Genomic DNA, 24,791 nt, shown 5'->3' on the forward strand with positions numbered 1-24,791 from the left:
CCGGGCCCGGGTGAATCCCCGGGTGAATCCGGTATGAGTCCCGTGTTACCCACGCCTGGCTCCCGGGTGGACCCGCTAGTTTAAGGGTTCCGGCGCCATGTTGCAGCGCCGCGCGGCGTCGAAATCCTGACAAAAAGCCTTCATTTACACCCGCCGCACGCCGCCTGCCGCCGTCTCTGTACCGCGCGCACCACAGCCAACGGGCAGCGAAGGGGTTACGCAGCAAATGGGCGGCGAAGGGGTTAAAATGCGCGTCTAGTTTCGGTCCGGCCTATCCTGGCCGGATTTATGCACGTAATTAATATGATGGTCGCGGCGATCAAGTCACTCTTACCGGTTTCTTCGGTACCCGCGTCAGCCGGAGTTCGCCATCCCATGCGAGTCATCCTTGCCCAGCCCCGCGGCTTTTGTGCGGGGGTTGTCCGCGCTATCGAAATCGTCGATCGCGCATTGCTGAAGCACGGCGCACCCGTCTACGTTCGGCATGAAATTGTCCACAATCGTCATGTGGTCGAAAACCTGCGCAATAAAGGCGCGCATTTCGTAGAAGAACTCGATGAAGTGCCCACGGGCGCCGTCGCGATTTTCAGCGCGCACGGTGTTGCGAAGAAAGTCGAACAGGCTGCGGAAGTGCGCAGTCTCGACGTGCTCGACGCCACCTGCCCGCTCGTGACGAAAGTCCACGTGCAGGGCCGCCAGTACGTCGCCCAGGGCCGCACGCTGATCCTGATCGGCCACGCCGGGCACCCGGAAGTGGAAGGCACGATCGGCCAGATCGAAGGCACCGTGCTGCTCGTGCAGAGCGAGGCCGACGTCGCGAAGCTCGACCTGCCGCTCGATGCGCCGCTCGCGTACGTCACGCAGACAACGCTCTCCGTCGACGACACGCGCGGCGTCATCAATGCGCTGCTGGCGCGTTTCTCCGACATCGTCGGCCCGGATACGCGCGACATCTGCTACGCGACGCAGAACCGCCAGGCCGCGGTGCGCGATCTGTCCACGCACGTGGACGTGCTGCTCGTGGTGGGCGCAACGAACAGCTCGAACTCGAACCGTCTGCGCGAGATCGGCAGCGAGTCGGGCGTGGCGAGCTATCTCGTCGCCGACGGCTCGGAGATCAAGCCCGAGTGGTTCGACGGCGTGACGACGGTGGGCCTGACGGCCGGCGCGTCGGCGCCGGAAGAGATGGTCGAGAACGTGATCGACGCGCTGCGCGCGTTGGGGCCTGTCGAGGTGTCGACGATGGCGGGCCGTGAAGAAAAAGTCGAATTCAAGCTGCCGTCGAAGCTGTTGAAGCCACTCGTCGAACGCGAAGTTTAAGGAGGACACTCTTGTCTATTCCGCTGCTCCAGAAAGTCCGCGTTGGCGCCTATATCACTCGCCAGCATTTCAGCGGCAACAAACGCTACCCGCTCGCGCTCATGCTCGAGCCGCTGTTCCGCTGCAATCTCGAATGCAACGGCTGCGGCAAGATCGACTATCCCGATCCCATCCTGAACCTGCGCCTGTCGCTGCAGGAATGCCTCGACGCCGTCGACGAGTGCGGCGCGCCGGTCGTGTCCATCGCGGGCGGCGAGCCGCTCCTGCACAAGGACATGCCGGAGATCGTCAAGGGCATCATGGCGCGCAAGAAGTTCGTGTATCTGTGCACGAACGCGCTGCTGATGGAAAAGAAAATGGACGAGTACGAGCCGAGCCCGTACTTCGTCTGGTCGGTTCACCTCGACGGCGACCGCGAAGCGCACGATCACTCGGTGTCGCAATCCGGCGTGTACGACAAGGCCGTCGCGGCGATCAAGGAAGCGAAGCGCCGCGGCTTCCGTGTAAACATCAACTGCACGCTGTTCAACGACGCGATCCCCGAGCGCGTGGCGAAGTTCTTCGATACGCTGGGACCGATGGGCGTGGACGGCATCACCGTCTCGCCTGGCTACGCGTACGAACGCGCGCCGGATCAGCAGCACTTCCTGAACCGCGACAAGACCAAGCAGTTGTTCCGCGAAATCTTCAAGCGCGGCAACAACGGCAAGAACTGGTCGTTCAGCCAGTCGGGCCTGTTCCTCGACTTCCTCGCGGGCAACCAGACCTATGAATGCACGCCGTGGGGCAACCCGGCGCGCACGGTGTTCGGCTGGCAAAAGCCGTGCTATCTGGTCGGCGAAGGTTACGTGAAGACCTTCAAGGAACTGATGGAAACGACCGAGTGGGAAAAGTACGGCACCGGCAACTACGAGAAGTGCGCCGACTGCATGGTCCACTGCGGCTTCGAAGCCACGGCCGTGATGGACACCGTCGCGCATCCGCTCAAGGCGCTCAGGATTTCGATGAGCGGCCCGCGCACCGAAGGCGCGTTCGCGAAGGACATTCCGCTCGACAACCAGCGTCCTGCCGAATATATGTTCTCGCGCCACGTCGAGATCAAGCTCGACGAAATCAAGCACGCCATGAAGTCGGGCAAGGCTGTGACTGTCGCCGCGCATCAGGACGTGTGACAGCGCGGGCGCCGCGGGTGCCCGTGCACCGCTTCAATACAAGGGCGTAACGGCTCAGGCCGTTACGCCCTTTCTCTTTTCGGCGGCGCTTCAACAGCAGCGCATCAGCAGCACTTGCCGGTGCGGGACGCGTATCGCGCGTCCTGCCGCTCCCGGAAGAATTCTTCGTAAGTCATCACCGGACGATCCGGATGCGTCGCGCGCATATGCTCGACGTAGCCTTCGTAGTCCGGCAAACCGATCATCAGACGCATCGCCTGGCCCAGATAGCGGCCAGCCGTCTGCACGTTGTCGCGAAGTTCCGAGAACATAGGCGCCTCGCTCCTAGTGTGCCGCGCGCTGCGCGATGGCTGCATCGGCCGGCATCGGCTCGAACGGCGTTTCCTGAACCGTCGGATGGTTGATGCGGCGTGCGCGTGCAATCGCGATCAGGCCGTACACGAGGATGCTCACCACCACCACGATGAACAGACCCGAGAGCGCCGCATCGACGTAGTCGTTGAAGATCATGCGCTGCATCTGCTCGACCGTCTTCGCCGGCCCGACGATCTTGCCTTCAGCAAGCGCCGCCGACAACTTCTGTGCGTGCGCAACGAAGCTCACCTTCGGGTTGCTGTCGAAAATCTTCTGCCAGCCAGCCGTCAGCGTGCAGATGAGCAGCCACAGCGTCGGCAGGCCCGTCACCCATGCGAACTTCTCGCGCTTCATCTTGAAGAGCACGACGGTTGCGAGCGTCAGCGCAATGCCCGCCAGCATCTGGTTCGAGATGCCGAAGAGCGGCCAGAGCGTGTTGATGCCGCCAAGCGGATCGACCACGCCCTGATACAGGAAGTAGCCCCACGCCGCCACGCACAGTGCCGTGGCAACCAGGTTGGCCGGCAACGAGTCCGTGCGCTTGAGCGACGGATGGAACGTGCCGAGCAGATCCTGCAGCATGAAGCGGCCTGCACGCGTGCCGGCGTCGACAGCGGTCAGGATGAAGAGCGCTTCGAAGAGGATCGCGAAGTGATACCAGAAGGCCATCATCGCTTCGCCGCCGATCACCTGGTGCAGGATCTGCGCCATGCCGACCGCCAGCGTCGGAGCGCCGCCGGCGCGTGCGACGATGGTTGTCTCGCCAACCGCCTGCGCAGTGTGCGTGAGCATCTCGGGCGTCAGCACGAAGCCCCACTGGCCGACCGTATGCGCAACCGCGTCCGGCGTCGCGCCAAGCACGGCGAGCGGCGCGTTCATCGCGAAGTACACGCCCGGCTCGATCACCGAAGCGGCGACCAGCGCCATGATTGCGACGAACGATTCCATCAGCATCGCACCGTAACCGATGAAGCGCGCGTTGGTTTCGTTATCGAGCATCTTGGGCGTCGTGCCCGACGAGATCAGCGCGTGGAAACCGGACACCGAACCGCACGCGATCGTAATGAAGAGGAACGGGAACAGATTGCCCGACCAGACCGGCCCCGTGCCGTCGATGAACTTCGTGAAGGCCGGCATCTTGAGTTCCGGCGCAACGATCAGAATGCCGATTGCGAGCGCGAGGATCGTGCCGATCTTCAGGAACGTCGAGAGGTAGTCGCGCGGGGCGAGCAGCAGCCACACCGGCAGCACCGAAGCGACGAAGCCATAGCCGATCAGGATCCACGTAAGCTGCGTGCCCGTGAACGTGAACCAGGCGGCGAGCGTCGGCGAATCGTGCACGACCTGGCCGAACGCGATCGACGCCATCAGCAGGATGAAGCCGATGATCGAGATCTCGCCGATCTTGCCCGGACGGATATAGCGGACGTACAGGCCCATGAAGATCGCGATGGGAATCGTCGCGGCGACGGTGAACGTGCCCCACGGCGAGTTCGTCAGCGCCTTCACGACGATCAGCGCGAGCACCGCGAGGATGATGATCATGATGAGGAACGTGCCGAACAGCGCGATCACGCCGGGCACCGGGCCCAGTTCCATCTTCACGAGGTCGCCGAGCGAGCGGCCGTCGCGGCGCGTGGACAGGAACAGCACCACGAAGTCCTGCACGGCGCCCGCGAACACCACGCCCGCGAGAATCCACAGCATGCCGGGCATGTAGCCCATCTGCGCGGCCAGCACCGGGCCGACCAGCGGGCCTGCACCCGCAATCGCCGCGAAATGGTGGCCGAACAGCACGTACTTGTTGGTGGGCACGTAGTCGAGCCCGTCGTTGTGGCGCACGGCCGGCGTCATGCGCAGGCCGTCGAGCTGAAGCACGGTGCTGGCGATGAAGCGGCTGTAGAAACGGTACGCGATCAAATAAACGCAGATCGCGCAAATCACGATCCACAATGCGCTGACACGCTCGCCGTGGGCGAGCGCGATGGTGCCGAACGCGAATGCACCTAGCAGCGCGATGGCTGTCCACACAACGAAACTGGATGCCCGATTCATGGCGTCTCCTGTTTGTATTTATAAGAATTACCGGCTCGAGGACCGGTTCCGTCACGCCTTCGATCCACGGAGAATCGTTGCGAATCTCGTCGTGAATTTCGCGGTGAATTTCACTGTGAATTTCGCTGTGACTCGCGTCGTGAACCGGCGGCGCATTGCATGACGCGGTTGTGCCATGCTTTGGCCGTGTAGTATTCGCTTTCACAATTCATACGGCAAGCGCACAACTACGTAAGTGCTCTACGTGGAATTACGTAGACCCTGTCAAATGACAATGACTCTCAAAACGAAGATCTTTTTGCTCGCGGTCGTGCCGTTTCTGGCGGCAATCGCAGGCATCGGGATCGGCGTGCGCCAGCAGGCCACCGCGCTTGCGCAGACGCAGCACGCGACGATGCAGAAAGCCTACCTGTCGAGCAAGGAACTTGAACTGCGTCATTACGTTGAACTCGCAACGAGTGCGATTGCGCCGCTCTACAACGCGAGCCGCGACGCTTCGCCTGCCGAAGTCGCCGGGCGCCAGCGCGAAGCGCTCGCCGTGCTTCAGAAAATGGATTTCGGCCCGGACGGCTATTTCTTCGTCTACGACATGCATGGCCGCTCGCTCATGCATCCGCGCGAGCCCGATCTGGTCGGCCGCAACCTGTGGGACCTGCGCGATCCGCAAGGCGCGCTCACGATCCAGCGGCTCATTGCCACAGCCGCGCAAGGCGGCGGCTACGTGCGCTACACGTGGCTGCGGCCGTCGACGGGCAAGCTCGCGCCCAAGCTCGGCTTCGTCGTGCCGCTCGAACGCTGGGGCTGGATGATGGGCACCGGCATTTATATGGACGACGTAGTGTCGACGCTCGCGCATATCGACGAACGCGCATCCGCCAACATCGAGCGCACGCTGCAGTGGCTCGGCGTGATCGCGCTCGCGGGCGTCGGCGTGATCGCGCTCTGCGCGCTCGTGCTCAACGTCAGCGAGTACCGCAGCACCGACGCCAAGCTCAAGCGCCTCGCGCAACAGGTGGTGGAATCGCAGGAACACGAGCGCGCGCGGCTCTCGCGCGAACTGCATGACGGCATCAGCCAGATGCTCGTCTCCGTGAAGCTGCTGCTCGAATCGGCGCTGGCGCGGCTCGAACGCGGCGAAACGCGCATCCCCGCAGCAGAAGCGTCGCTCGCCACCGGGCTCACGCGTCTATCGGAAACGCTGCGCGAAGTACGCCGCATTTCGCACGCGCTGCGCCCGTCGATGCTCGACGACCTCGGGCTCGCGGCAGCGCTCGAGCAGCTCACGCGCGAGTTCGGCGAGGAATCGGGCATCAAGATCGACTTCACCCAGTCGATCTCGCCCGGCGGCGAGCCATCGAAAGCACGCACCACCGCATTGCCCGATACAGTGAACACCGTCCTCTTTCGCATCGCCCAGGAGGCGCTCACGAACATCGTGCGCCACGCCAACGCGGCGCGCGCGGCGCTCACGCTCGATGTGGCCGCAAGCGGCGTCACGCTGACCGTCGCCGACAACGGCCACGGCTTCGACGTCGCGCACGCCCAGTCCGATCCGCGCGCGGGGCTCGGGCTGCGCAACATGCGCGAGCGGCTCGAATCGCTCGGCGGCCAGTTCACGCTCAACTCGCGTCCCGGGCATACGGTTCTCACCGCCTGGGTGCCGATCAAGGCGGGCGCCGCGGCTGCAACATCCCGAACAGGCAGTAACCGGTAAAGAAAAAGACATCATGAAACACACTGGCAAGCGGGCGCGCCTCGTGCTCGTCGACGATCATCCGCTCGTGCGCGACGGCCTGCGCGCCCGGCTCGAAGCGGTCACGGGCTTCGAGGTCGCCGGCGAGGCCGGCAACGCGGACGAAGCGCTCGCGCTCGCCGCCGCGGTCGAGCCCGATCTCGTGCTGATGGATGTCGGCATGGCCGGGATGAATGGCATCGCGCTCGCGGGCATCTTCCACGACCGCTTCCCGGCGATCCGCGTGCTGATGCTCTCGATGCACGACAACGTCGAATACGTGACCCAGGCCGTGCGGGCAGGCGCGAGCGGCTACGTGCTGAAGGATTCGCCGTCGACGGAAATCGTGCGCGCCATCGAAGCCGTGCTGGCAGGACAGACGTATTTCAGCGCGGGGCTTGGCGTGCGGATGATCCAGGCGTCGGCGATGGGCATGCCTGTCGAGCGGCTGACGCCGCGCGAACGCGACATCCTCGACGCGCTCGCCGAAGGGCTGTCGAGCAAGCAGATCGCGCAGCGCGCGGGGCTTTCGGTGCGCACGGTGGAGACGCACCGGCTCAATCTCAAGCGCAAGCTCGATATCGAAGGTCAGGCGGAACTGATCAAGTTCGCGGTAGAGAACCGCAGGAAATGACCGGGCGGGCGGCCATGCCAGCCGCCCGGTTTCGATGCATATGCAACGTCAACTGCGGTCAGCTGTATTAGCTGCGCGCGTTGTGATCGACGAGAAACTTGATGAGCCCGTCGATGCCGCCCTTGGCGATCTGGTCGGCGAACTGCGTCTGGTACACCTGGATCAGCCAGGCGCCCATCATGTTGATGTCGTAGATCTTCCAGCCCGTCGGCGTGTGCGTGAGGCGATAGTCGATCGCATCGTCGCCGCCGCTGCTGATCACGTGCGACTGCACGACCGTGTCCTTCGCACCGGTAGCCGTACTGGACGGCTGGAACTTGAAGGTCACCGCCGTATCGCGCAATTGCGACAGCGATGCCGCGTAGGTTTTCACAAGCAGGAGTTGAAATTGCTCATAGAGCTTTTGCTGCTGCTCGGGCGTGGCCGTCGCCCACGGCTTGCCGATGGCGATGCGCGTGGTGCGCTGGAAGTCGGTGGCCGGAACAAAATGGGTTTGGACCACCTGGGTGATCCTGGCCATGTCGCCGCCGCGCGCCTGTGGGTCGGCCTGCATCGCCTTCACGGTGCCTTCCACGGCGGCTTTGACCGTGGCATCGGCGGAACTCTGGGCCCATGCAGCGCCCGAGACGAAAGCGGCTGCGACAAATGCTGTGAAGTAACGTTTCATACGCTCATCGGAACAGTGGGATTCAAGCGCCGCACCGCAGCGGGTCTACGGAACGGCGGATCCAGTATAACGGCTTAAGGGCGAAACCCGTGTGCGTGAGCCGCGCCTATATGAGCCAGGCCGGTATACTTATGCGCTTCGCCAAGAACAACGCCATCGTCAGGGCTCCCTCGCCTGTATGCTGAAGCCATTCATCATCCAACTCGTCGCGTGGTCGGTGCGCCGTGCGGCGTGGGTCGTCGCACTCTCGGTCGTACTGGCCGTGCTATGCGGCGTCTACGTCGCCAAACATTTCGAGATCAACACCGACGTGAGCGGCCTCGTCGAGAACGACGCGAAGTGGGCCTCGCTCGGCGACGCCATCGACAAGGCCTTCCCGCAGCGCGGCCAGGCGCTGCTCGTCGTCGTCGAAGCGCAGGCGCCCGAACTCGCCGACGCCGCCGCCAACAAGCTCGCCAGCGCGCTCAGGAAAGATTCCAGCGAATTCGGCGCGGTCTCGCAGCCTGCGGGCGGGGCGTTCTTCGAGCATAACGGCCTGCTGTTCCTGCCCGCCGCGACCGTGCTGTCGACCACGGGCCAGCTCGTGCAGGCGCGCCCGCTCGTGAACCAGCTCGCAAGAGACCCGAGCCTCACGGGCCTCGCCAGCACGCTCACGACCACGCTGTTGCTGCCGCTGCAGATGGGCCAGGTCAAACTGCCGCAGATGGCGACGCTGCTCGGCAGCGCCGCCGATGTCGTCGATCGGGTCGTGGCAGGCAAACCCGCTGCGTTCTCGTGGCGCGGGCTCGTCGACAAGGATTCGGCCGCGCAGCCCGCGTTCTCGTTCCTCACCGTGCAGCCGGTGCTCAACTTCGGCTCGCTCAAGGCGGGTGCGAACGCGTCCGAGGCGATCCGCGCGACGGCTGCGTCGCTGCATCTCGATACGGAATTCGGCGCGCACGTTCGCCTGACAGGCGAGCAACCGCTCGCGGACGAGGAATTCTCCTCGGTGCAGGACGGCGCCGCGTTCAACGGCGCGCTGACGGCCATCGTCGTGCTCGTGATCCTGTGGCTCGCGCTGCGCTCGGGCAAGCTGATCGGCGCCGTGCTCATCACGCTCGCGATCGGCCTCGTCATCACGGCCGCGCTCGGCCTCATGATGGTCGGCTCGCTGAACATGCTGTCGGTCGCGTTCATGGTGCTGTTCGTCGGCCTCGGCGTGGACTTCGGCGTGCAGTTCGGCGTGAAGTACCGCGAGGCGCGCCATCAGGACGACCGGCTCGATGCCGCGCTGCTCAAGACCGCGCGCGTGATCGGCGTGCCGCTCACGCTCGCCGCCATCGCGGTCGCGGAAAGTTTCTTTTCGTTCCTGCCCACGGCATACAAAGGGCTTTCGGAACTCGGCCAGATCGCGGGCGTGGGCATGTTCGTCGCGTATTTCGCCAACATGACCTTGCTGCCCGCGCTCATCAGCGTGTTCAAGCCGGCTGGCGAGGCGGGCTCGCCGGGGTTTGCATTTCTCGCGCCCGTCGACAAGTGGCTCGCCGATCATCGCAAGCCGGTGCTGATCGGCACGCTCATCGTCGTGCTCGGCGCGACGCCGCTCCTGCTGCATCTGCGCTTCGACTTCAATCCGCTGCACCTGAAGGACCCGCACACGGAGTCGATGGCGACGCTCATCGCACTGAAGAATTCGCCGGTCATATCGCTGAACAACGTGAGCGTGCTCGCGCCGTCGCTCGAAGAAGCCGACCGGATCGCGGCGAAGCTCGCGAAGCTGCCGGAAGTCGCGCGCGCCACGACGTTGAGTTCGCTGATTCCCGACGACCAGCCGCAAAAGCTCACGCTGATTGCGGGCGCTGCGCAGCAGCTGCTGCCCGCGCTCACGCAGCAGCCCGCCGCGCCGGTGACCGATGCAGTTCGCGTCGAAACGCTCAAGCGCGCGGCCAACCAGCTTGCGCTCGCCGCCGACGATCACCCGGGCCCGGGCGCCGCGCAGGCGAAGCATCTGTCCGAGGCGCTGACGAAGCTGGCAAGCGCCGACGCGGCCACGCGCGAGCGTGCCGAGCAGGCCTTCAGCCTGCCGCTGCGGCTCGCGCTTGCGCAGCTTGCGAACCTGCTGCAGCCCGCGCCGGTCACGCGCGAATCGCTGCCGCCCGTGATGGTGCGCGACTGGGTGGCGCCGACCGGCGAGGCGATCGTCGACATCGCGCCGCACGTGCCGGCGGGCGTCGATCCGAACGACGACCAGATGCTCGCGCGCTTTTCCCACGCGGTGAAGGCGGCCGCGCCGGGCGCGATTGGCGGGCCCATCTCGATCCTGCATTCGGCGAACGTGATCATTCTCGCGTTCCTCCAGGCGGCGGGGTGGTCGGTGCTGCTCATCACGCTGCTCCTGTGGATCACGCTGCGCCATTTCGGCGACGTGCTGCGCACGCTGATTCCGCTGCTGGTCTCGGCGCTCGTGACGCTGGAGTTGTGCGTCGTGCTCGGCATCCAGCTCAATTTCGCGAACATCATCGCGCTTCCCCTGATGCTGGGCGTTGGCGTCGCGTTCAAAATCTACTTCGTGATGGCGTGGCGCGAAGGCCAGACGGGCCTCCTCCATTCGAGCCTCACGCACGCCGTGCTGTTTTCCGCCGCGACAACCGCCACCGCGTTCGGCAGCCTGTGGCTCTCGCATCATCCAGGCACGTCGAGCATGGGCAAGCTGCTCGCACTCTCACTGTTCTGCACGCTCATCGGCGCTGTCGTATTCCAGCCAGTGCTGATGGGCAAACCGCGCGTCACGCGACGCGCAAGACCGCAATCCCAAGGGACCGATTAATGAAAAACAAGCAAGCCGCGCTGACCATGGCCGCGGCAAGCCTCGCACTCCTCGTGACGTCCGGGTGCGCCACGGGCCCCGACCGCAAGCCGGGCGATCCGTTCGAGCCCGCCAACCGCGTGATCTTCAAGTTCAACGACACGATCGACCGCGCCATCGCGCAGCCGGTTGCGAAGGGCTACCAGAAGATCACGCCGCACCCGGTGCGCCAGGCGATCAGCAACTTCTTCTCGAACCTCAGCGACGTCGGCAACCTCGCGAACAACCTCCTTCAGTTGAAGATCACCGACGCCACCGAAACGCTCATGCGTATCGCGATGAACTCGACCTTCGGCCTCGGCGGCCTGATCGACTTCGCGACGCCCGCGGGTCTGTCGAAACATCCCGAGGACTTCGGCCTCACGCTCGGCCGCTACGGCGTGCCGGCCGGTCCGTACCTCGTGCTGCCGCTGTTCGGGCCAAGCTCGGTGCGCGACGGCATCGGCATGGGCGTCGACGTGAAGTTCAATGTACTCAACTACATCGACCCTGCCGTGCGCAATCCGATGTACGTGGCGCAGTTCGTCAGCGTGCGCTCGGATCTGCTCGGCGCAACCGATCTGCTTTCGCAGGCGGCGCTCGACAAATATTCGTTCGTGCGCGATGCCTACCGCCAGCAACGCGAGTCGCGGGTGCACGGATCGTCGGGCAATCAGCCGCTGCCGAACTACGGCGATCCCGATCAGTCCGGCGGATCCGGTAATTCGAACGACGCGCCGAACTACGAGGATCCGGGCGATTCCGGTGATTCCGGCGGCGCGGGCGCCGCGGGCGCCGCAGCAGCTGCCGTGACGGCATCGGCTGCGGTTTCGGCATCCGCCGCGCAAGCGCCCGTGTCCGCTTCCGCACCCGTGCCTGCATCGGCGGCCAAGGCCGCGCCGAACGCCGCTGCGTCGGCCCCGGTGCCCGCTTCGGCTCCCTGAAGCGCACGCCGCGACCCGCTTCACGACAAAAAACCCCGCCAGGCATCACGCCTGGCGGGGTTTTGCTTTCCGGGTTCCTCGCGAAGAGGCGCGGGATTTAGTGCTTCGCCGTCTCGTCGCCTGCGTCAGCCGCCTGCGCGTTCTGACGATAGTGCTCGTAGGCCTCCTCGGCGTAGCGGATGCGCTCGCGTCCGTGCGGCACAGGCTTGCCGTCCTCGCCCATGTTCACGAACACCATCTTCTCGATGGTCAGGATGCTCTCGCGCGTGATCTTGCTGCGCACCTCGCAGCGAAGCGTGATCGACGTGCGGCCGAAGTGCGTGGCCGTCATCCCGAGTTCGATGACGTCGCCCTGACGCGCCGAACTGACGAAGTTGATCTCCGAGATGAATTTCGTCACGACGCGCTTGTTGTCGAGCTGGCAGATCGCGTAGATCGCCGCTTCTTCGTCGATCCAGCGCAGCAGGCTGCCGCCGAAGAGCGTGCCGTTCGGATTCAGGTCTTCAGGCTTGACCCATTTGCGGGTGTGGAAATTCATGGCTGGCAACCCTGGTAAAGTGATCCATCCCCAAGCCATGGAGACGACTCAGGGTAAACGCGGAGATGTTACCAGAGATAAGGGTTTCCCCTGGGTATTCCAATAGCCCGGGCGGGTTATTGGGGAAAAAACTGGGGAAAAAACGCGCCGGATGCCACCAGCACTTGCCGCGCGGCGGCGAGCGATTGACGCGCCGCGCGGGCGTCGGCGGCAATGCGCAGCAGGCCGCCCAGTTGCGAGGGCTCGCGCGCGAGTTCGCGCAGAACCGGCCAGATCGCCGTGGTGCCGTCGTCGCGCAGACCAGCCATCGCGGCTTTGGGCAAGCTGCGCCAGGCCGGATCGACGATCGCGCGGCACACCGCGAACGGCAGGCCGCGCGCGGCGGCGGCGGCCGCCGCCATGTGCGATTCCATATCGACTGCGAGCGCACCGCCCGTCGCGGCATGCAGCACGGCCTTGTCCGCCGCGCCGGTGAGCGGCGCTCCGGCCGCCGCCTCGACGCCGCGCCGCATCTGCGCCGCGAGCGGGGAGGCCAGCAGCGCCTCGGCGAGCCGCGCCGACCACGCGGCATCGGTTTCGATACGGCCAAACGGGCCGTCCACGGCATCGGCGATGACCAGCGTGCCCGGCTCCAGATCGGGCGCGAGTCCGCCCGCCGTGCCGAAACTGATCACGCCCGACGCTCCGCGATCGAGCGCGGCCGTGAGCGCGCGGTCGAGCAGATCGGCGCGCGCCGCATACACCGCCGTGACGTTGTCGCGCCCGTCGCCTTGCGCGACGCGCGCCTCGAAGGCCATGCCCGCGACGACGACCACGGGCCGCGCGCCGCCATGGGCTGCGCGCGTCGATGCAGTCGCGCTCACCGTCACATCCCGACCGTTACGCGCGTCTCGCCGGACCGCTTGAGATTGCGGTAACGCGCGAGCGCCCATAGCGGGAAGAACTTGCGATAGCCGTGGTAGCGCAGATAGAAGACGCGCGGAAAGCCCGTCGCCGTGAAGCGCGTCTCGTCCCACAGGCCGTCCTCGCACTGCGTCTTTTGCAGCCATTCGATGCCGCGCGCGACCGCAGGATGATTCACCGCACCCGCCGCCATGAGCCCGAGCAGCGCCCAGGCCGTCTGCGACGCCGTGCTTTTCGCGCGCTCGTAACCGCGGTATTCGAGCTTGTAGCTCGCGCCGTCCTCGCCCCAGCCGCCGTCGTCGTTCTGGATCTTCACGAGCCACTCCACCGAGCGCTTCATGCGCGGCTCGTCGTGCGGGATGCCAGCGGCGTTCAGCGCGCACAGCGCGGTCCACGTGCCGTAGATGTAGTTCATGCCCCAGCGGCCGTACCAGCTGCCGTCGGGTTCCTGATCCTCGAGGATGTAGTTGTACGCGCGACGTGCCGGCTCGCTCGCGTCCGGCAGCTCGCCGAGCTGCGCGAGCATGGACAGGCAGCGGCCCGACACGTCGACCGTCGGCGGATCGAGCAGTGCGCCGTGATCCGAGAACGGAATGTTGTTCAGGTAGTACTGCGTGTTCTCGGGTTCGAACGCGCCCCAGCCGCCGTTGCTGCTCTGCATGCCGACCACCCATTCGCGCGCGCGCGCGATCGGCTCGCCGTACGCGTTCGTCTTGTCGAGCAGATCGACGCGCTGCATCGCCATCACGACGACCGCCGTGTCGTCGACGTCCGGGTAGTGCGGATTCGCGTACTGGAACGCCCAGCCGCCCGGACGCACTTCGGGACGGCGCGAGATCCAGTCGCCGCGCACGTCGAGAATCTGCAGCGGGCGCAGCCATTCGAGGCCGCGCCGCGCCGCGGCTTCGGCGCGCGCATCGCCCGTTTCGAGCAGCGCGTGCGCAGCAAGCGACGTGTCCCAGACCGGCGAAAGACACGGCTGGCAATACGCCTCGTCTTCGTGGATCACGAGCAGCTTTTCGAGCGACTGGCGCGCGATGGCGCGGTGCGGATGCTCGGGCGGATAGCCGAGCACGTCGTACATCATCACGGCGTTGGCCATGGCAGGGAAGATCGCGCCGAGCCCGTCGTCGCCGTTCAGGCGCTCATCGACGAAGGCCACGGCCGCGTCGATCGAGCGCTGGCGCAGGTAGTTCGGCACGAGCGGATCGGCCACGCGCAGCGCGCCGTCCACGGCGCGAAAGAAGCTGAACCAGCCCTTGCTCTGGTGCGGCGCGCGCTTGTTCAGCCCCGTGGTCACCGGCGCGCGATGGAACAGTTCGTCGATGCGCACGTTGAGCGGATTCTTCGCCAGCGGGCGCTTCGCGTTCAGCACGAGCAGCGGCACGATCACCGTGCGCGCCCAGTACGACACCTTCGAGAGGTGGAACGGGAACCACTCCGGCAGCAGCATGATTTCGACCGGCATGATGGGCACGGCGTACCAGCTCACCACGCCGAAGAGCGCGAGCATCACGCGCGTAAACACGTTGACGGCTTCCGCGCCGCCCGCCGCGAGAATCGCGTCGCGGGCGCGCACCATGTGCTCGGCGTCTTCCGCGTCGCCGATCGTCTTCAGTGCGAAATACGCCTTCACGCTCGCGCTCACGTCCATCGCGCCATCGGTGAAGAGCGGCCAGCCGCCCTGGGGCAGCTGGGTGCGGCGCAGGTAGCGCGCGATCTTCTGTTCGAGCTCGCGATTCGGCGTCTCGCCGAGGTAATGGACGAGCAGCACGTATTCGGCGGGAATCGTGACGTCGGCTTCGAGTTCGTAGACCCAGTGGCCGTCGTCCTTTTGCACGGCGAGGATCGCGTCGGTTGCGCGCGCAACGCTGGCGTCCAGCGGGTCGGCAACGGCGGTGGCGAAGCCGCCCGCGAGGTCCCCGGCCGGCATGGCGTGGGATAAATCGTTCATCTGCATTCCATGTTCTCGGTAAGCAACAGCTCCGCCGCCTTGCGGCCGGAGCGAATCGCGCCTTCAATCGTTGCGGGCAGACCGGTAGCCGTCCAGTCGCCTGCGAGCATCAGGTTGTTCCAGCGTGTGCGCGTCCCCGGACGGCGCAGTTCTTCATCGGGCACCGCCGCGAACGTCGCGTGCGGCGCCGCCACGACCTGCCACGGCGGCAGGCGGCCGGCCGGCAGCGACGCCGCCGCGGCCACGTCCTCCCAGACCTTGAGCGCAAGCGTCTCGGCGGGCAGGTCGAGCACGGCGTGCGCATCGTGGATCGTCGCCGAAAGGCGCCCTTGCGCCGCGACCAGCCAGCTGGCCGCGCCATTCACGAACGCCATCGGCGACGCAAGCCCGTGCGGCGGCTCGACGGCGAAGTGCACGGTGGCCATCGCCGTGAAGCGCTGCGGCGTCTGGATCGCGGGCACGAGCGCAGCGGCCGCCTTCGACGTCACGGCCAGCACGACGGATTCGTCGGGGCCGAGCGCGATGCGACCGGTGGCGAAATCGAGTGCGACGACGCGGCGCGCCGCGTCGTCGTACGCGATCTCGAGGAGCGGCGAACCGAGCCGGATCGCCGCGCCGCCGTGTTGCAGCATGCGCAGCGCCGGATCGACGAAGGCGCTCGACAAACCGTTTTTGGCAACCAGCGGGCGAAACGCGTCGCCACCGGCCGTGAGCGCCTCGCGCAGCAGGTTGGCCGCGAGTTCGGCGCTCGCCGCGCGCGGCTCGACGTTGAGCCCCGCCAGAAAGAACGGGCGCAGCAGCCTGTCCCACAGCGTACCGTCGCAGCGCATGGTCTGCGCGAGCGTGCGTCCCGGCTTCGCGAACAAAAGCGGCAGCAGGCCGAGATAGTCCGCGGTCTTCGTACCCGGCACGCGTGCGTTCGCATCGCCGATCCAGAACGGCACGCGGCCGCGCGAAAACCGCACGGCCCAGCGCGCGCGCGACGCGAGATCCATGAACGCGAAGCCCGGATCGGCCGGACCGGCCAGCGCCTCGGCCGCGCCGATCGTGCGCGCATATTCGAGTGTCTGCGCATGCCCCGCCAGCACCAGATGATTGCCGCAGTCGAGCGTCGCGCCGAGCGTGCTGTCGTAAAACGAGCGGCACCGCCCGCCTGCCTGCCCGGCCGCCTCGTAGAGCGCGACCTGCACCCCGCGCCGCTGAAGCCCGACCGCCGCCGCGAGGCCTGCGAGCCCGGCGCCGATGACGTGGACGAGCCTTGGCATCAGAACAGCGCGTAGCGCATGACGATCCACATCAGGCGCGCTTTGGGTTTGGTGACTTTCGTGCGCGGCAGATCGAAGCCGCGATCGAGCGTTCGCTCGAGCAGCACGCGATACACGCCCGACATGATGCGCGGCGCTTTCACCTGCGCGCGCGGCGCGGCATCCATGATCGCGTCGGCTTGCGCGAAATGCTGCTGCGCGCGCTCGGCGAGCGTCGCGCATACGCGCGGCAGCGACGGATCGGCGGCGATCTGGTGCGGGCTCGTCGCCGCGATGCCCTCGCGCGCGAGCAATTCGAGCGGCAGGTAGCTCCGGTTGATGCCCGCGTCCTCGTCGATGTCGCGCAGGATGTTCGTGAGCTGCAGCGCGCGGCCGAGATGATGCGACAGCCTGCGGCCCGGCTCCTCGGCCATCCCGAATATCCTCACCGATAGACGGCCGGCCGCGCTCGCCACGCGGTCGCAGTAGAGGTCGAGCGTGGCTTCGTTGGGCGCGCAAATGTCTTCGGCGGCGTCCATCGCCATGCCGTCGATCATCGCGTGGAAATCTTCGCGTTGCAGGGCAAACGTATGAATGTGGCGCGTCAGCGCCGCGAGCGCGGCGGGCGGCGTGCCTGCGTAGCACGCGTCGATGTCGGCGCGCCAGCGGTCGAGCCCCGCCGAGCGCTCGGCGCGCGGCAGCGCGCTGTCCGCGATGTCGTCCACCGCGCGGCAAAACGCGTAGACCTGGTACATGGCGTCGCGCTGCGCCGCTGGCAGGATACGCATCGCCAGATAAAACGAGCTGCCGGACGAAGCGGCAGCGGCGTCGATTTGTTGTGTATCGTCCACGACAAGGTTGGAAACGGCCAAGACGATCTCCGCTGTGGGGCGCCCGCACAGGGGGCTTTCAGATATTCGGGCCCGCATGGAGCGGGTCGCCCGCGCGCGCGGATTACGCGCGAGGCAACCGGCACGCAAACGTCCTCATGGGGTGGTTGGCGGCCGGAAACGGGCAAAAGTATAGCAACCTTTGCCTGCCACCGCAGTCTCTGTCCGCCGCAAACGCGCGGCGAGCCGCGCCGGCGCGCTCAGGACAATGCAACCGAGCGGTTGCGTCCCTCGCGTTTGGCGCGATACAGGGCCTCATCGGCGTCGTTGATCATGGCCTCGTAGCCGGCCGCGCCGGGGCGTGCGGCGGCGACGCCGATGCTCGCCGTCACGGGAACGGCCACGCCGAGCACCTCGACAGGCTTCTCGCCGATCGCCAGACGGATCTTCTCGGCCACGCAGAATGCGTCGGCGAGCGGCGTGAACGGCAGAATCAGGGCGAATTCCTCGCCGCCGAAGCGGCCGAACACATCCTGCTTGCGCACGACGTTCGAGACGCGCTGCGACATCACGCGCAACACCGCATCGCCGGCAACGTGGCCGAACTGGTCGTTGGTGCGCTTGAAATGGTCGAGATCGAACAGCAGCACCGAGAGGTCGCCGCCGCTGCGCTGCCAGCGGGCGAATTCGTCGGCGAGCTGCGTTTCGAAACAGCGCCGGTTCGCAATGCCGGTCAGGCCGTCGCGGTCGGCGTATTCGCGCAGTTTCTCGACCGCCTCTTCGCGCTCGCGCTGCACGATGCTCACGTGCGTGACGTCCGTAATCGTCACGCAGACGGCGATCACCTCACGCCCGCGCATGAGCGGCATGAAGGTGCAGTCCTGCTGCATGTAGTCGACGCCGCCCGTGATCGGGCGGTCGTGGTCGAAGCGGAACAGCCACGGCCGCTGCTCCCACGAGCTGAACGCGAAACTGCCGAGCTGGAACACGCTATTGACCTTGTGCGTGAGCCATCGGCGCGGCAGATCCGGGAACAGGTCGAAAATCGGGCGGCCTATCGCAGCAGAGGCCGCGATCCCGCTGTGGTCCTGCATGAAGCGGTTCCACATCTGGACGCGCATGTCCCGGTCCAGCACGAAAATGCCGAAACCGACCCGCTCGACGACGAGGTCCGACAGCGACAACTGGTCGACGGTCGCGTTCATAGACTATGCAGCAGGGCGTCGATTGCCTGGCTCACAAGGTGGATCGAGTCTTCGGCCATCAACATGACCAGATGGGCGCGAAAACGCTGGTCTTTCGACGCGAAGTTCACCTCGACGAGCAAGGCGAAATCCCAGGCGAGCAGGCCCGGCTGGAACACTTCGTCGAGCATGACGTGTTCGCCGAGCAGCCCCGGCTGGGTGAACACGGGCAGCCGCCCGAGCTGGTCGAGCATCGCCGACACGCACGCGCCCGTGAGCGCGTTCGCGACGTCGAAGATCAGCTCCGTGTTCATCGGCGATTCGCGGTCCGTCGCGGCGTAGGCTCCGCCGTTCAACGTATACAAGGCGCCGATCTCGTCGCTGCGGCAGATGACGAGCGCCTCGCCCTTGATCTCCGAGCGAAAACCCTGGCGCACGGCGACCACCGGGCCGTCGATGCCCGTCATCTCGCGCAGGGCCAGCGCGGCCTCGCGCACCTCGACCACGCGAACGCGCGGCACCGACAGTTCGATGAATTCGTCGAGCAACGCGGAGAGGCGAGTCGCCGCCTGCCCCATGCCGAGATTGGCGATTTCCTGTAGCGCGTCGCGCTGCACTTCCGTAAGGATTCGATCAGGCATACAACCCGTACTCCTTCAGGATGGGTAGCAGCGCCTCCTGGGTCACCGGTTTCGCGACGAACGCCACTGCGCCGAGGTCGCGCACGCGCGCCTGGGCAAGCGGCTGGACATCCGCGGAAACGACGATCACGAACGAATTGAGGTCCTCGTGCTGCAGGGTTTCAAGCACCTGGAAGCCCGTCATGTCGGGCATCGTGAGGTCGAGAAACATGACCGCCGCGCGGCCCGCGCGGTAGAGATCCAGCGCCTGATGCCCGTTCGACGCATACGAAATCTCGACGTCCCAGTCGCCTGGCAGCGCCTTCGTGAGCACCTTTCGGGCAAGCAGCGAATCGTCGGCAATCACGATGGGCAGGGACATGGATATGCTTCTTGAGTGTGCGTGGGACGGACTGCGTTGTGATGGTTTAACGGCCGCGCGCGCAGTTTCTTTAGGCCCGGCGCCGGTCACCCGGACTGCCGGCTCGGCACACGCAGCGAACAGGCGTGTCCAGGTGCGTCGCGAACACGCTCCCGCGTGGCGCAACCCCGAACCGTGCCCATCCTGCTCCACATGAGAAAAGCCACCCCGTCCTGGCTCCGGCATGAAACATCGCCGTGAAAGACGCCTGAATTTATTGCGCGTTATTAACTTGGCGTGCCCGGGATTCTCGAATCATTCGAAATGAAATACAACTCACCGATAATGGTGAAACGAAGAGGATTAACTCCAATTTGCCAATTTTCTGAAAATATTCGATCCGCCCCTCATTGCAGGCCGAAATTTTTCCTTTTGTGTACGTTTGCGCTTCGTGGATTTTCGCGAATTTGGTGCATTGAGCAAAATTCACCTTGTGGGATGCCCGTACGCGATAGCGCATAAAAACCGGCCTTTCTGTCATGGCACCGGAGCGCTGGCGCGCTCGTTTATGATGTCGGAAGCTTCTGCTGTCCGATTCCGCCCGACCGACGATGATTCCAGACCGGCCCGCACGGCCAGACGATCACATACCCGCGCCGCCCCGCAATGATCACGCGCCGTTTCCGGCGGCGCCCGGTCACGACTTCACGGTGCGCCGCCGCACGCTGATCGCGCTCCTGATCGCAGCGATCGTGCTGCCGTGCATCTACGTCGCCGCCATGGCTTACAACGACCTTCGCACGCGCGAAGCCGACGCGACCGACGCAGCGCTGCGCACGCTGCGCGTTGCCCAGGAGCACGCGCTGAAGGTGTTCGACATGAACGAGGCGCTCGAGGCCCGCATCGTCGAACTCGTGCATGGCGAGGACGACAACGGCATCCGCGCGAACGAGGCGCAGATCCACAAAAAACTCGACATGATCGGCGGCGGTTACCCACAAGTGGCGTCGGTGTCGATTTTCGGACGCGACGGCGACCTGCTGGCGAGCAGCCGGTACTCGCCACCGCCGCCCATTTCGATTGCGACGCGCGAAGACTTTACAGGCATTCGCGACGATCACGCGATCGATCGCGTCTCGCGCGTGATGGTCAGTCCGGTCAGCCACGAAACCGTGTTCGATACCGGCATCGAGCGCCGCGACGACGCCGGTGCGTTCGCGGGCCTCGTTTCGATCGCGCTTCGGCCCGAGTATTTCAGCGCGTTCTACCACGACCTGCTGGGCGCGGGCTCGCCGATGAACATGGGCCTCGTGCGCAGCGACGGCGCGATCCTCGCGCTCTATCCGCAGCCACGCGGCGGTGCGGCGAATATCACGCGGCACACGGCGTTCGACGCGGCACTCGCACGCGGCGCGGAATCCGGCGTCGTGCGCACGCGCTCGCAGGTGGTCGGCGGCGGCTTGATCGTTGCGTACCAGCGCGTCGGCGCGTATCCGGTCTATGTATCGTGCGGCTATCGCGTGGCGGCAATCTGGGCGGACTGGTGGCGGCATCTGAGCGTGCTGGTCATCTCGATGTTCACGCCGTCCATTGCGCTCTGGTGCGTGATCTGGCTCTCGCTGCGCCGCCTCGCCGCCGAGGAGGAGGCCTGGGAGCGCTGGCAGGCCGAAGCCGCAATGCGCCGCTCGATCGAATCGGCCTACCGGCAGTCGCGCAAGATGGAAGCGCTCGGCAACCTTGTCGGCAGCGTCGCGCACGACTTCAATAATCTGCTGATGATCGTCTCGGCGAATGTGCAGATTGCCCGGCGCCGCGGCGCAGCGGGCATGGAGCGCGAACTCTCGGCCGTCGAGCGCGCGCTCAAGAGCGGACAGTCGCTCACGCGCCAGCTGCTCGGCGTCGCGCGCAAGCAGCCGCTGCACACCGAGACCATTCACGTCGGCCGCTGGCTGCCGGCATGCCGCGAACTGCTGGGCGCGTCGCTCGGCGCGAAAGTCTCGCTCGTGATCGACGTCGCCGATGACGTCTGGCCCGTGCTGGTCGATGTCGCCGAATTCGAGCTTGCGCTCATCAACCTCGCCGTCAACGCGCGCGACGCCATGCCCAACGGCGGGCGCTTCACCGTTCGCGCCCGCAACATCAGCTTCAGGCCGGGCGAAGGATTCCCGCTCGACGGCGACTTCGTGCAGGTCTCGCTGGAAGATACCGGCGTCGGCATGCCGCCCGACGTGCTCGCGCGCGCCTTCGAGCCGCTCTATACGACCAAGCCGAAGGGCACGGGCACCGGACTCGGCCTGCCGCATGTGTTCGCGTTCTGCGAGCGCTCGGGCGGTCTCGCGGCCATCGACAGCGCGATTGGCGCGGGCACGTCGGTGCACCTTTACCTGCCGCGCGCGCTGTACGCGCCCGCTGCCCAGCGCCCGCCCGCGCCGCCGAAGGAAGACGCGAGGCCGCGAGAAGGTCTGCGCGTGCTGCTCGTGGAGGACAACGACGAAGTCGCGGCAGGCACCGAAGCGCTGCTGCGGATGATGGGCCACGAGGTCACCTGCGCCAACGATGCGACGAGCGCCTTGCCGCTCTTCGAGGCGGGACACGCCGCCGGGCATGGGGACGGCGTATTTGTGCCGCGCTTTGACCTTGTCATCTCCGACATCCACATGCCGGGCGAGATGAACGGCATCGACCTCGCGGAAGCGGTACAGGCCATCGAGCCGACGCTGCCGGTCATCCTCGTAACCGGCTACGCGGAGGAGCTGGAGCGCGCGCGTCATGTCGACGTGCGGGTGCTGTCGAAGCCGTTCGATATTGGTCTGCTCGAAAAAATGCTCGAACAGATTCAGCGCGATCGGTCGGAGCGGGCGCGGCACGCGCGCGATGCGACGCTGGGAGGGTGAATCGCGGGGTAAATCGCGGTTTGAACCGGCGGCGCGAATCTTCACACGAAACGGCGATTGCACGCTCAGCCGGCACGCCATGCGTGTTGAGCACATTGGGCGCGTTGGGCGCATCATGTGCTGCATGGCGATTCATTCCATCGAGGAGGGAGCCATGAGACAGACCGTGACCGGTCGCTTCAAGACCTGGAATGACGCGCTGCACGCGCAGGACGTGCTGATGATGAAGGGCTTCGAGGCAAGCGACATCGAAGTCCCCGCACACAGTGAAGGCGTGCTTGCGGGAATCGAACGCCTCATCGGCGGCTTCTTCGCACACGACCCGCGTGCAGGCGGCGCACACGATGTAGACCCGACACAACAGCAGGCGCCCGAGGAGACCGTGCTTGTCGGCGTGCACGTCGTCGATGAAGTCCACGCGCTGCTCGCACGCGACACGCTACGCGAAGAGCGCGCACAAAACATCTCGACCCACGGATTAGGCTGGGCCTGGCCAGATCCAGGCACGCCCGGCGCGCGCGAGCATTCCGCATTTGAGGAACTGGGGATCGCGCAACTCGCCGATACAGTGCGGCGGCGCGTTACCGCCGCACGTTCGCATACGCCGCAAGCGGAAACGGAGGCCGCTGCGGATTTACGTCAGCGCGGCAACGAGGTTGAAGCCACGGTGCCGACCTCGGCTAGCGCGCCGGGTGCGGGTGCCGCGATGGGCCACCATGTGGACGTGCCTGGCGCACCCGAAGCAATGCGGCCCGCCCAAGGCGCTGCGGCGCAGATCCCCGACGAATTCCTCGAATACGAGGACGACACGCCTTCACATCATCGGACGCTGCACTGAGCGCCGAGCCGTGGCAGCACGCTTGTGCGCGCGCTGCCACGCGTCTTTGTGGGAGCCGCATTGGCGGCCGATCATATGCAAGCAGAATCGACTGTGGATAAGTCGAAGAGCATGTGTTTTATCCACAATTTTTCTGGATAACCTTGTGGACAAATTACGCGAAGGCCCGATACCAACGGGCCTTGCGTGGGATTGGATTGGTAAATTTCCACTGCTCACGTTTTAGGCGTCGTGCATATCGGCGCGCTGAACGATAAGCTGCTCAACGGAAGAGAGCCTCGACGTTCTCAGGCGGGCGGCCAATCACGGCCCGGCCGTTTCGCACCACGATGGGCCGCTGGAGCAGAATCGGATGGCTCACGATTGCTTCGTAGAACTGACCATCGGCGATATCGGCTGAGTCGAGACCCAGCTCCTTGTATTCGGTTTCGCCAGTGCGGATCATCTCGCGCAACGGGCATCCAAGCATGGCGTGCAGTGCCTTCAACTGGTCGACGGTTAGCGGCGTCTTTTGATAGTCGATCACCTCGACCGGTTCATTCGTGGCATTGCAGGTCTGAGTAACAAGCTCGCAGGCGGAGCGGGACTTGGAGCAGCGGGGGTTGTGATAGATCGTAATCATGGGTGTGCAAAGACAAGGGCAAGTGGACGGCGGGCACATACGCGTGGCCAACCGGTCGGCAGGATTTTACCGGGGTCCCCGGGATGCTGCTGGAGCACCTGTCCCCTGGCCGGAGCGATGCGTTAGTAGTGAATTGAATTCCGCTCGTGTGAGAGGCGTGTGGCGTTGCACCTGACGATCCGTCCGCCGTGCTTTATGCGCATAAAGCAACCGCCGACACCAGCCAATATCCATTACGAACCGCAACCAGCTCACACGATCAGTTAGCACCGTTATCGACTCTGATCGTCCAGACACATTCTCACGGCGCACCTTTATGCGCATAAACCTTAGCCAAACGGCTAATCTGCCGCCTGAATGCAACAATAATCGTTGAATTGAAATTTATTCCCGGTAAAATCACTAGCAATTTGCGAAACGGGAGAAAACCAATTGGCGGCAGAGATAATCGCAGTCACGCAACAAAAGGGCGGGGTCGGCAAGAGCACGATCGCGATGCATCTCGGTGCCGCATTCCATGAGAAAGGGAAGCGAGTCCTCGTCGTCGATGCAGACGGCCAGAACACGCTCATTCATTGGGCCAGTGCTTCAGGTGATGACGAAGCCGGTATCCCGTTTCCCGTCGTGAATCTCTCCGAGGCCGGAAGCCAGATCCACCGCGAAATCAAGAAATTCATCGGAGACTACGACGTCATCGTGGTCGACTGCCCACCGTCCATCACGGAAAAGGTGTCGGGCGTCGTGCTCCTCGCTGCATCGATTGCCATTGTTCCCACATCGTCGTCACCCGCCGACTACTGGTCGAGCGTCGGGTTGGTCAAATTGATTCAGCAAGCGCAGGTCATGAACGAGGATCTGCGTGCTGTATTCCTGCTCAACAAGACGGAAGAAAAGCGCATGCTCACGCGCGAGCTAAAGCGAGCGCTCGAGGAACTCGGCTTTCCATTACTCAAGACGCAAATTCCGACCCGTGAGGCGTACAAGCAAGCGATGGCGCTCGGCCAAACGGTTCTGCAAATGAGCGACCGCGGCGCGCGACTGGCAGCTCTTGAGATACGCGCCGTCGCCGACGAACTCACGGCGATGCTCCCCTGACTTTAT

21 protein-coding genes are annotated in these 24,791 nt (G+C 65.2%); 9 read left to right on the forward strand and 12 right to left on the reverse strand.

All coding sequences use genetic code 11. The features are described from left to right. Positions 1 to 375 precede the first annotated feature (375 nt). Together ispH and hpnH are read left to right on the forward strand one after the other, a co-directional pair. On the forward strand, positions 376 to 1,320 hold the full coding sequence (gene ispH / locus EPN59_RS13030) for a 4-hydroxy-3-methylbut-2-enyl diphosphate reductase (RefSeq protein ID WP_293034431.1): 945 nt from the start codon (positions 376 to 378) through the stop codon (positions 1,318 to 1,320). A gap of 11 nt (positions 1,321 to 1,331) precedes the next feature. Beyond that, complete coding sequence (gene hpnH / locus EPN59_RS13035; protein ID WP_293034430.1) at positions 1,332 to 2,492, forward strand: adenosyl-hopene transferase HpnH; 1,161 nt, start codon at positions 1,332 to 1,334, stop codon at positions 2,490 to 2,492. 104 nt (positions 2,493 to 2,596) lie between these two features. Here the strand turns inward: hpnH and EPN59_RS13040 are convergent, their stop codons facing one another. Both EPN59_RS13040 and EPN59_RS13045 read right to left on the reverse strand, forming a co-directional pair. Next, the gene (locus tag EPN59_RS13040; protein ID WP_293034429.1) at positions 2,597 to 2,803 is read right to left on the reverse strand and encodes a YbdD/YjiX family protein; all 207 of its coding nucleotides are present in this window, start codon (positions 2,801 to 2,803) and stop codon (positions 2,597 to 2,599) included. A gap of 13 nt (positions 2,804 to 2,816) precedes the next feature. Further along, positions 2,817 to 4,901, reverse strand: coding sequence for a carbon starvation CstA family protein (locus tag EPN59_RS13045; RefSeq protein ID WP_293034428.1), 2,085 nt, complete (start codon positions 4,899 to 4,901; stop codon positions 2,817 to 2,819). A 274-nt stretch (positions 4,902 to 5,175) separates the two neighbouring features. Here EPN59_RS13045 and EPN59_RS13050 point away from each other — a divergent pair, with 274 nt between their 5' ends. Both EPN59_RS13050 and EPN59_RS13055 read left to right on the forward strand, forming a co-directional pair. Next, entirely contained in the window at positions 5,176 to 6,615 is a 1,440-nt protein-coding gene (locus EPN59_RS13050; RefSeq protein ID WP_293034427.1) for a cache domain-containing protein, read from the forward strand. 13 nt (positions 6,616 to 6,628) lie between these two features. Continuing rightward, the gene (locus EPN59_RS13055; RefSeq protein WP_293034426.1) at positions 6,629 to 7,267 is read left to right on the forward strand and encodes a response regulator transcription factor; all 639 of its coding nucleotides are present in this window, start codon (positions 6,629 to 6,631) and stop codon (positions 7,265 to 7,267) included. A 67-nt stretch (positions 7,268 to 7,334) separates the two neighbouring features. Here the strand turns inward: EPN59_RS13055 and EPN59_RS13060 are convergent, their stop codons facing one another. Further along, positions 7,335 to 7,934, reverse strand: coding sequence for an ABC transporter substrate-binding protein (locus tag EPN59_RS13060; protein WP_293034425.1), 600 nt, complete (start codon positions 7,932 to 7,934; stop codon positions 7,335 to 7,337). 178 nt (positions 7,935 to 8,112) lie between these two features. On the opposite strand from EPN59_RS13060, the gene EPN59_RS13065 reads away from it, so the two are divergent. Beyond that, positions 8,113 to 10,740, forward strand: coding sequence for an MMPL family transporter (locus EPN59_RS13065; protein ID WP_293034424.1), 2,628 nt, complete (start codon positions 8,113 to 8,115; stop codon positions 10,738 to 10,740). Beyond that, positions 10,740 to 11,702, forward strand: a complete 963-nt coding sequence (locus EPN59_RS13070) for a VacJ family lipoprotein (protein ID WP_293046143.1) — start codon at positions 10,740 to 10,742, stop codon at positions 11,700 to 11,702. The genes EPN59_RS13065 and EPN59_RS13070 overlap by 1 nt, the downstream gene beginning before the upstream one ends. 97 nt (positions 11,703 to 11,799) lie before the next feature. On the opposite strand, the gene EPN59_RS13075 is transcribed toward EPN59_RS13070, so the two are convergent. From EPN59_RS13075 to EPN59_RS13110, 8 genes are all read right to left on the reverse strand, one after another. After that, positions 11,800 to 12,240 (reverse strand): hotdog domain-containing protein, encoded by a 441-nt coding sequence (locus EPN59_RS13075; RefSeq protein ID WP_293034422.1) that lies wholly within the window; start codon positions 12,238 to 12,240, stop codon positions 11,800 to 11,802. A gap of 116 nt (positions 12,241 to 12,356) precedes the next feature. Beyond that, positions 12,357 to 13,037 carry a phosphorylase gene (locus EPN59_RS13080; RefSeq protein ID WP_293034447.1) on the reverse strand — a complete coding sequence of 227 codons (681 nt, stop codon included), beginning with the start codon at positions 13,035 to 13,037 and terminating at the stop codon, positions 12,357 to 12,359. Between the two features lie 68 nt (positions 13,038 to 13,105). Next, positions 13,106 to 15,076: a squalene--hopene cyclase gene (gene shc / locus EPN59_RS13085; RefSeq protein WP_293034446.1), complete on the reverse strand. Its 1,971-nt coding sequence runs from the start codon at positions 15,074 to 15,076 to the stop codon at positions 13,106 to 13,108. A gap of 17 nt (positions 15,077 to 15,093) precedes the next feature. Continuing rightward, the gene (gene hpnE, locus EPN59_RS13090; RefSeq protein ID WP_293034421.1) at positions 15,094 to 16,362 is read right to left on the reverse strand and encodes a hydroxysqualene dehydroxylase HpnE; all 1,269 of its coding nucleotides are present in this window, start codon (positions 16,360 to 16,362) and stop codon (positions 15,094 to 15,096) included. Continuing rightward, positions 16,362 to 17,213 carry a presqualene diphosphate synthase HpnD gene (gene hpnD, locus EPN59_RS13095; protein ID WP_293034420.1) on the reverse strand — a complete coding sequence of 284 codons (852 nt, stop codon included), beginning with the start codon at positions 17,211 to 17,213 and terminating at the stop codon, positions 16,362 to 16,364. Before hpnD ends, hpnE begins: the two co-directional genes overlap by 1 nt. A gap of 218 nt (positions 17,214 to 17,431) precedes the next feature. Next, entirely contained in the window at positions 17,432 to 18,376 is a 945-nt protein-coding gene (locus EPN59_RS13100; RefSeq protein ID WP_293034419.1) for a sensor domain-containing diguanylate cyclase, read from the reverse strand. Beyond that, positions 18,373 to 18,996, reverse strand: coding sequence for a chemotaxis protein CheC (locus tag EPN59_RS13105; protein WP_293034418.1), 624 nt, complete (start codon positions 18,994 to 18,996; stop codon positions 18,373 to 18,375). Before EPN59_RS13105 ends, EPN59_RS13100 begins: the two co-directional genes overlap by 4 nt. Then, complete coding sequence (locus EPN59_RS13110; RefSeq protein ID WP_293034417.1) at positions 18,989 to 19,357, reverse strand: response regulator; 369 nt, start codon at positions 19,355 to 19,357, stop codon at positions 18,989 to 18,991. Before EPN59_RS13110 ends, EPN59_RS13105 begins: the two co-directional genes overlap by 8 nt. Positions 19,358 to 19,947: 590 nt before the next feature. Between EPN59_RS13110 and EPN59_RS13115 the strand changes: the two genes are divergently transcribed. Both EPN59_RS13115 and EPN59_RS13120 read left to right on the forward strand, forming a co-directional pair. Next, a complete protein-coding gene (locus tag EPN59_RS13115) occupies positions 19,948 to 22,230 on the forward strand; it encodes a hybrid sensor histidine kinase/response regulator (protein WP_293046146.1) in 2,283 nt (760 codons plus the stop codon). A gap of 154 nt (positions 22,231 to 22,384) precedes the next feature. Continuing rightward, positions 22,385 to 23,068 (forward strand): hypothetical protein, encoded by a 684-nt coding sequence (locus EPN59_RS13120; protein ID WP_293034220.1) that lies wholly within the window; start codon positions 22,385 to 22,387, stop codon positions 23,066 to 23,068. Positions 23,069 to 23,330: 262 nt separating this feature from the next. Here the strand turns inward: EPN59_RS13120 and arsC are convergent, their stop codons facing one another. Beyond that, complete coding sequence (gene arsC, locus EPN59_RS13125) at positions 23,331 to 23,690, reverse strand: arsenate reductase (glutaredoxin) (RefSeq protein ID WP_293034219.1); 360 nt, start codon at positions 23,688 to 23,690, stop codon at positions 23,331 to 23,333. A 432-nt stretch (positions 23,691 to 24,122) separates the two neighbouring features. Here arsC and parA point away from each other — a divergent pair, with 432 nt between their 5' ends. Then, entirely contained in the window at positions 24,123 to 24,785 is a 663-nt protein-coding gene (parA, locus tag EPN59_RS13130; RefSeq protein ID WP_293034218.1) for a ParA family partition ATPase, read from the forward strand. Positions 24,786 to 24,791: the final 6 nt, after the last annotated feature.

The sequence above is a fragment of the Paraburkholderia sp. genome (assembly GCF_004298475.1).
GTDB lineage: Bacteria > Pseudomonadota > Gammaproteobacteria > Burkholderiales > Burkholderiaceae > Paraburkholderia > Paraburkholderia denitrificans.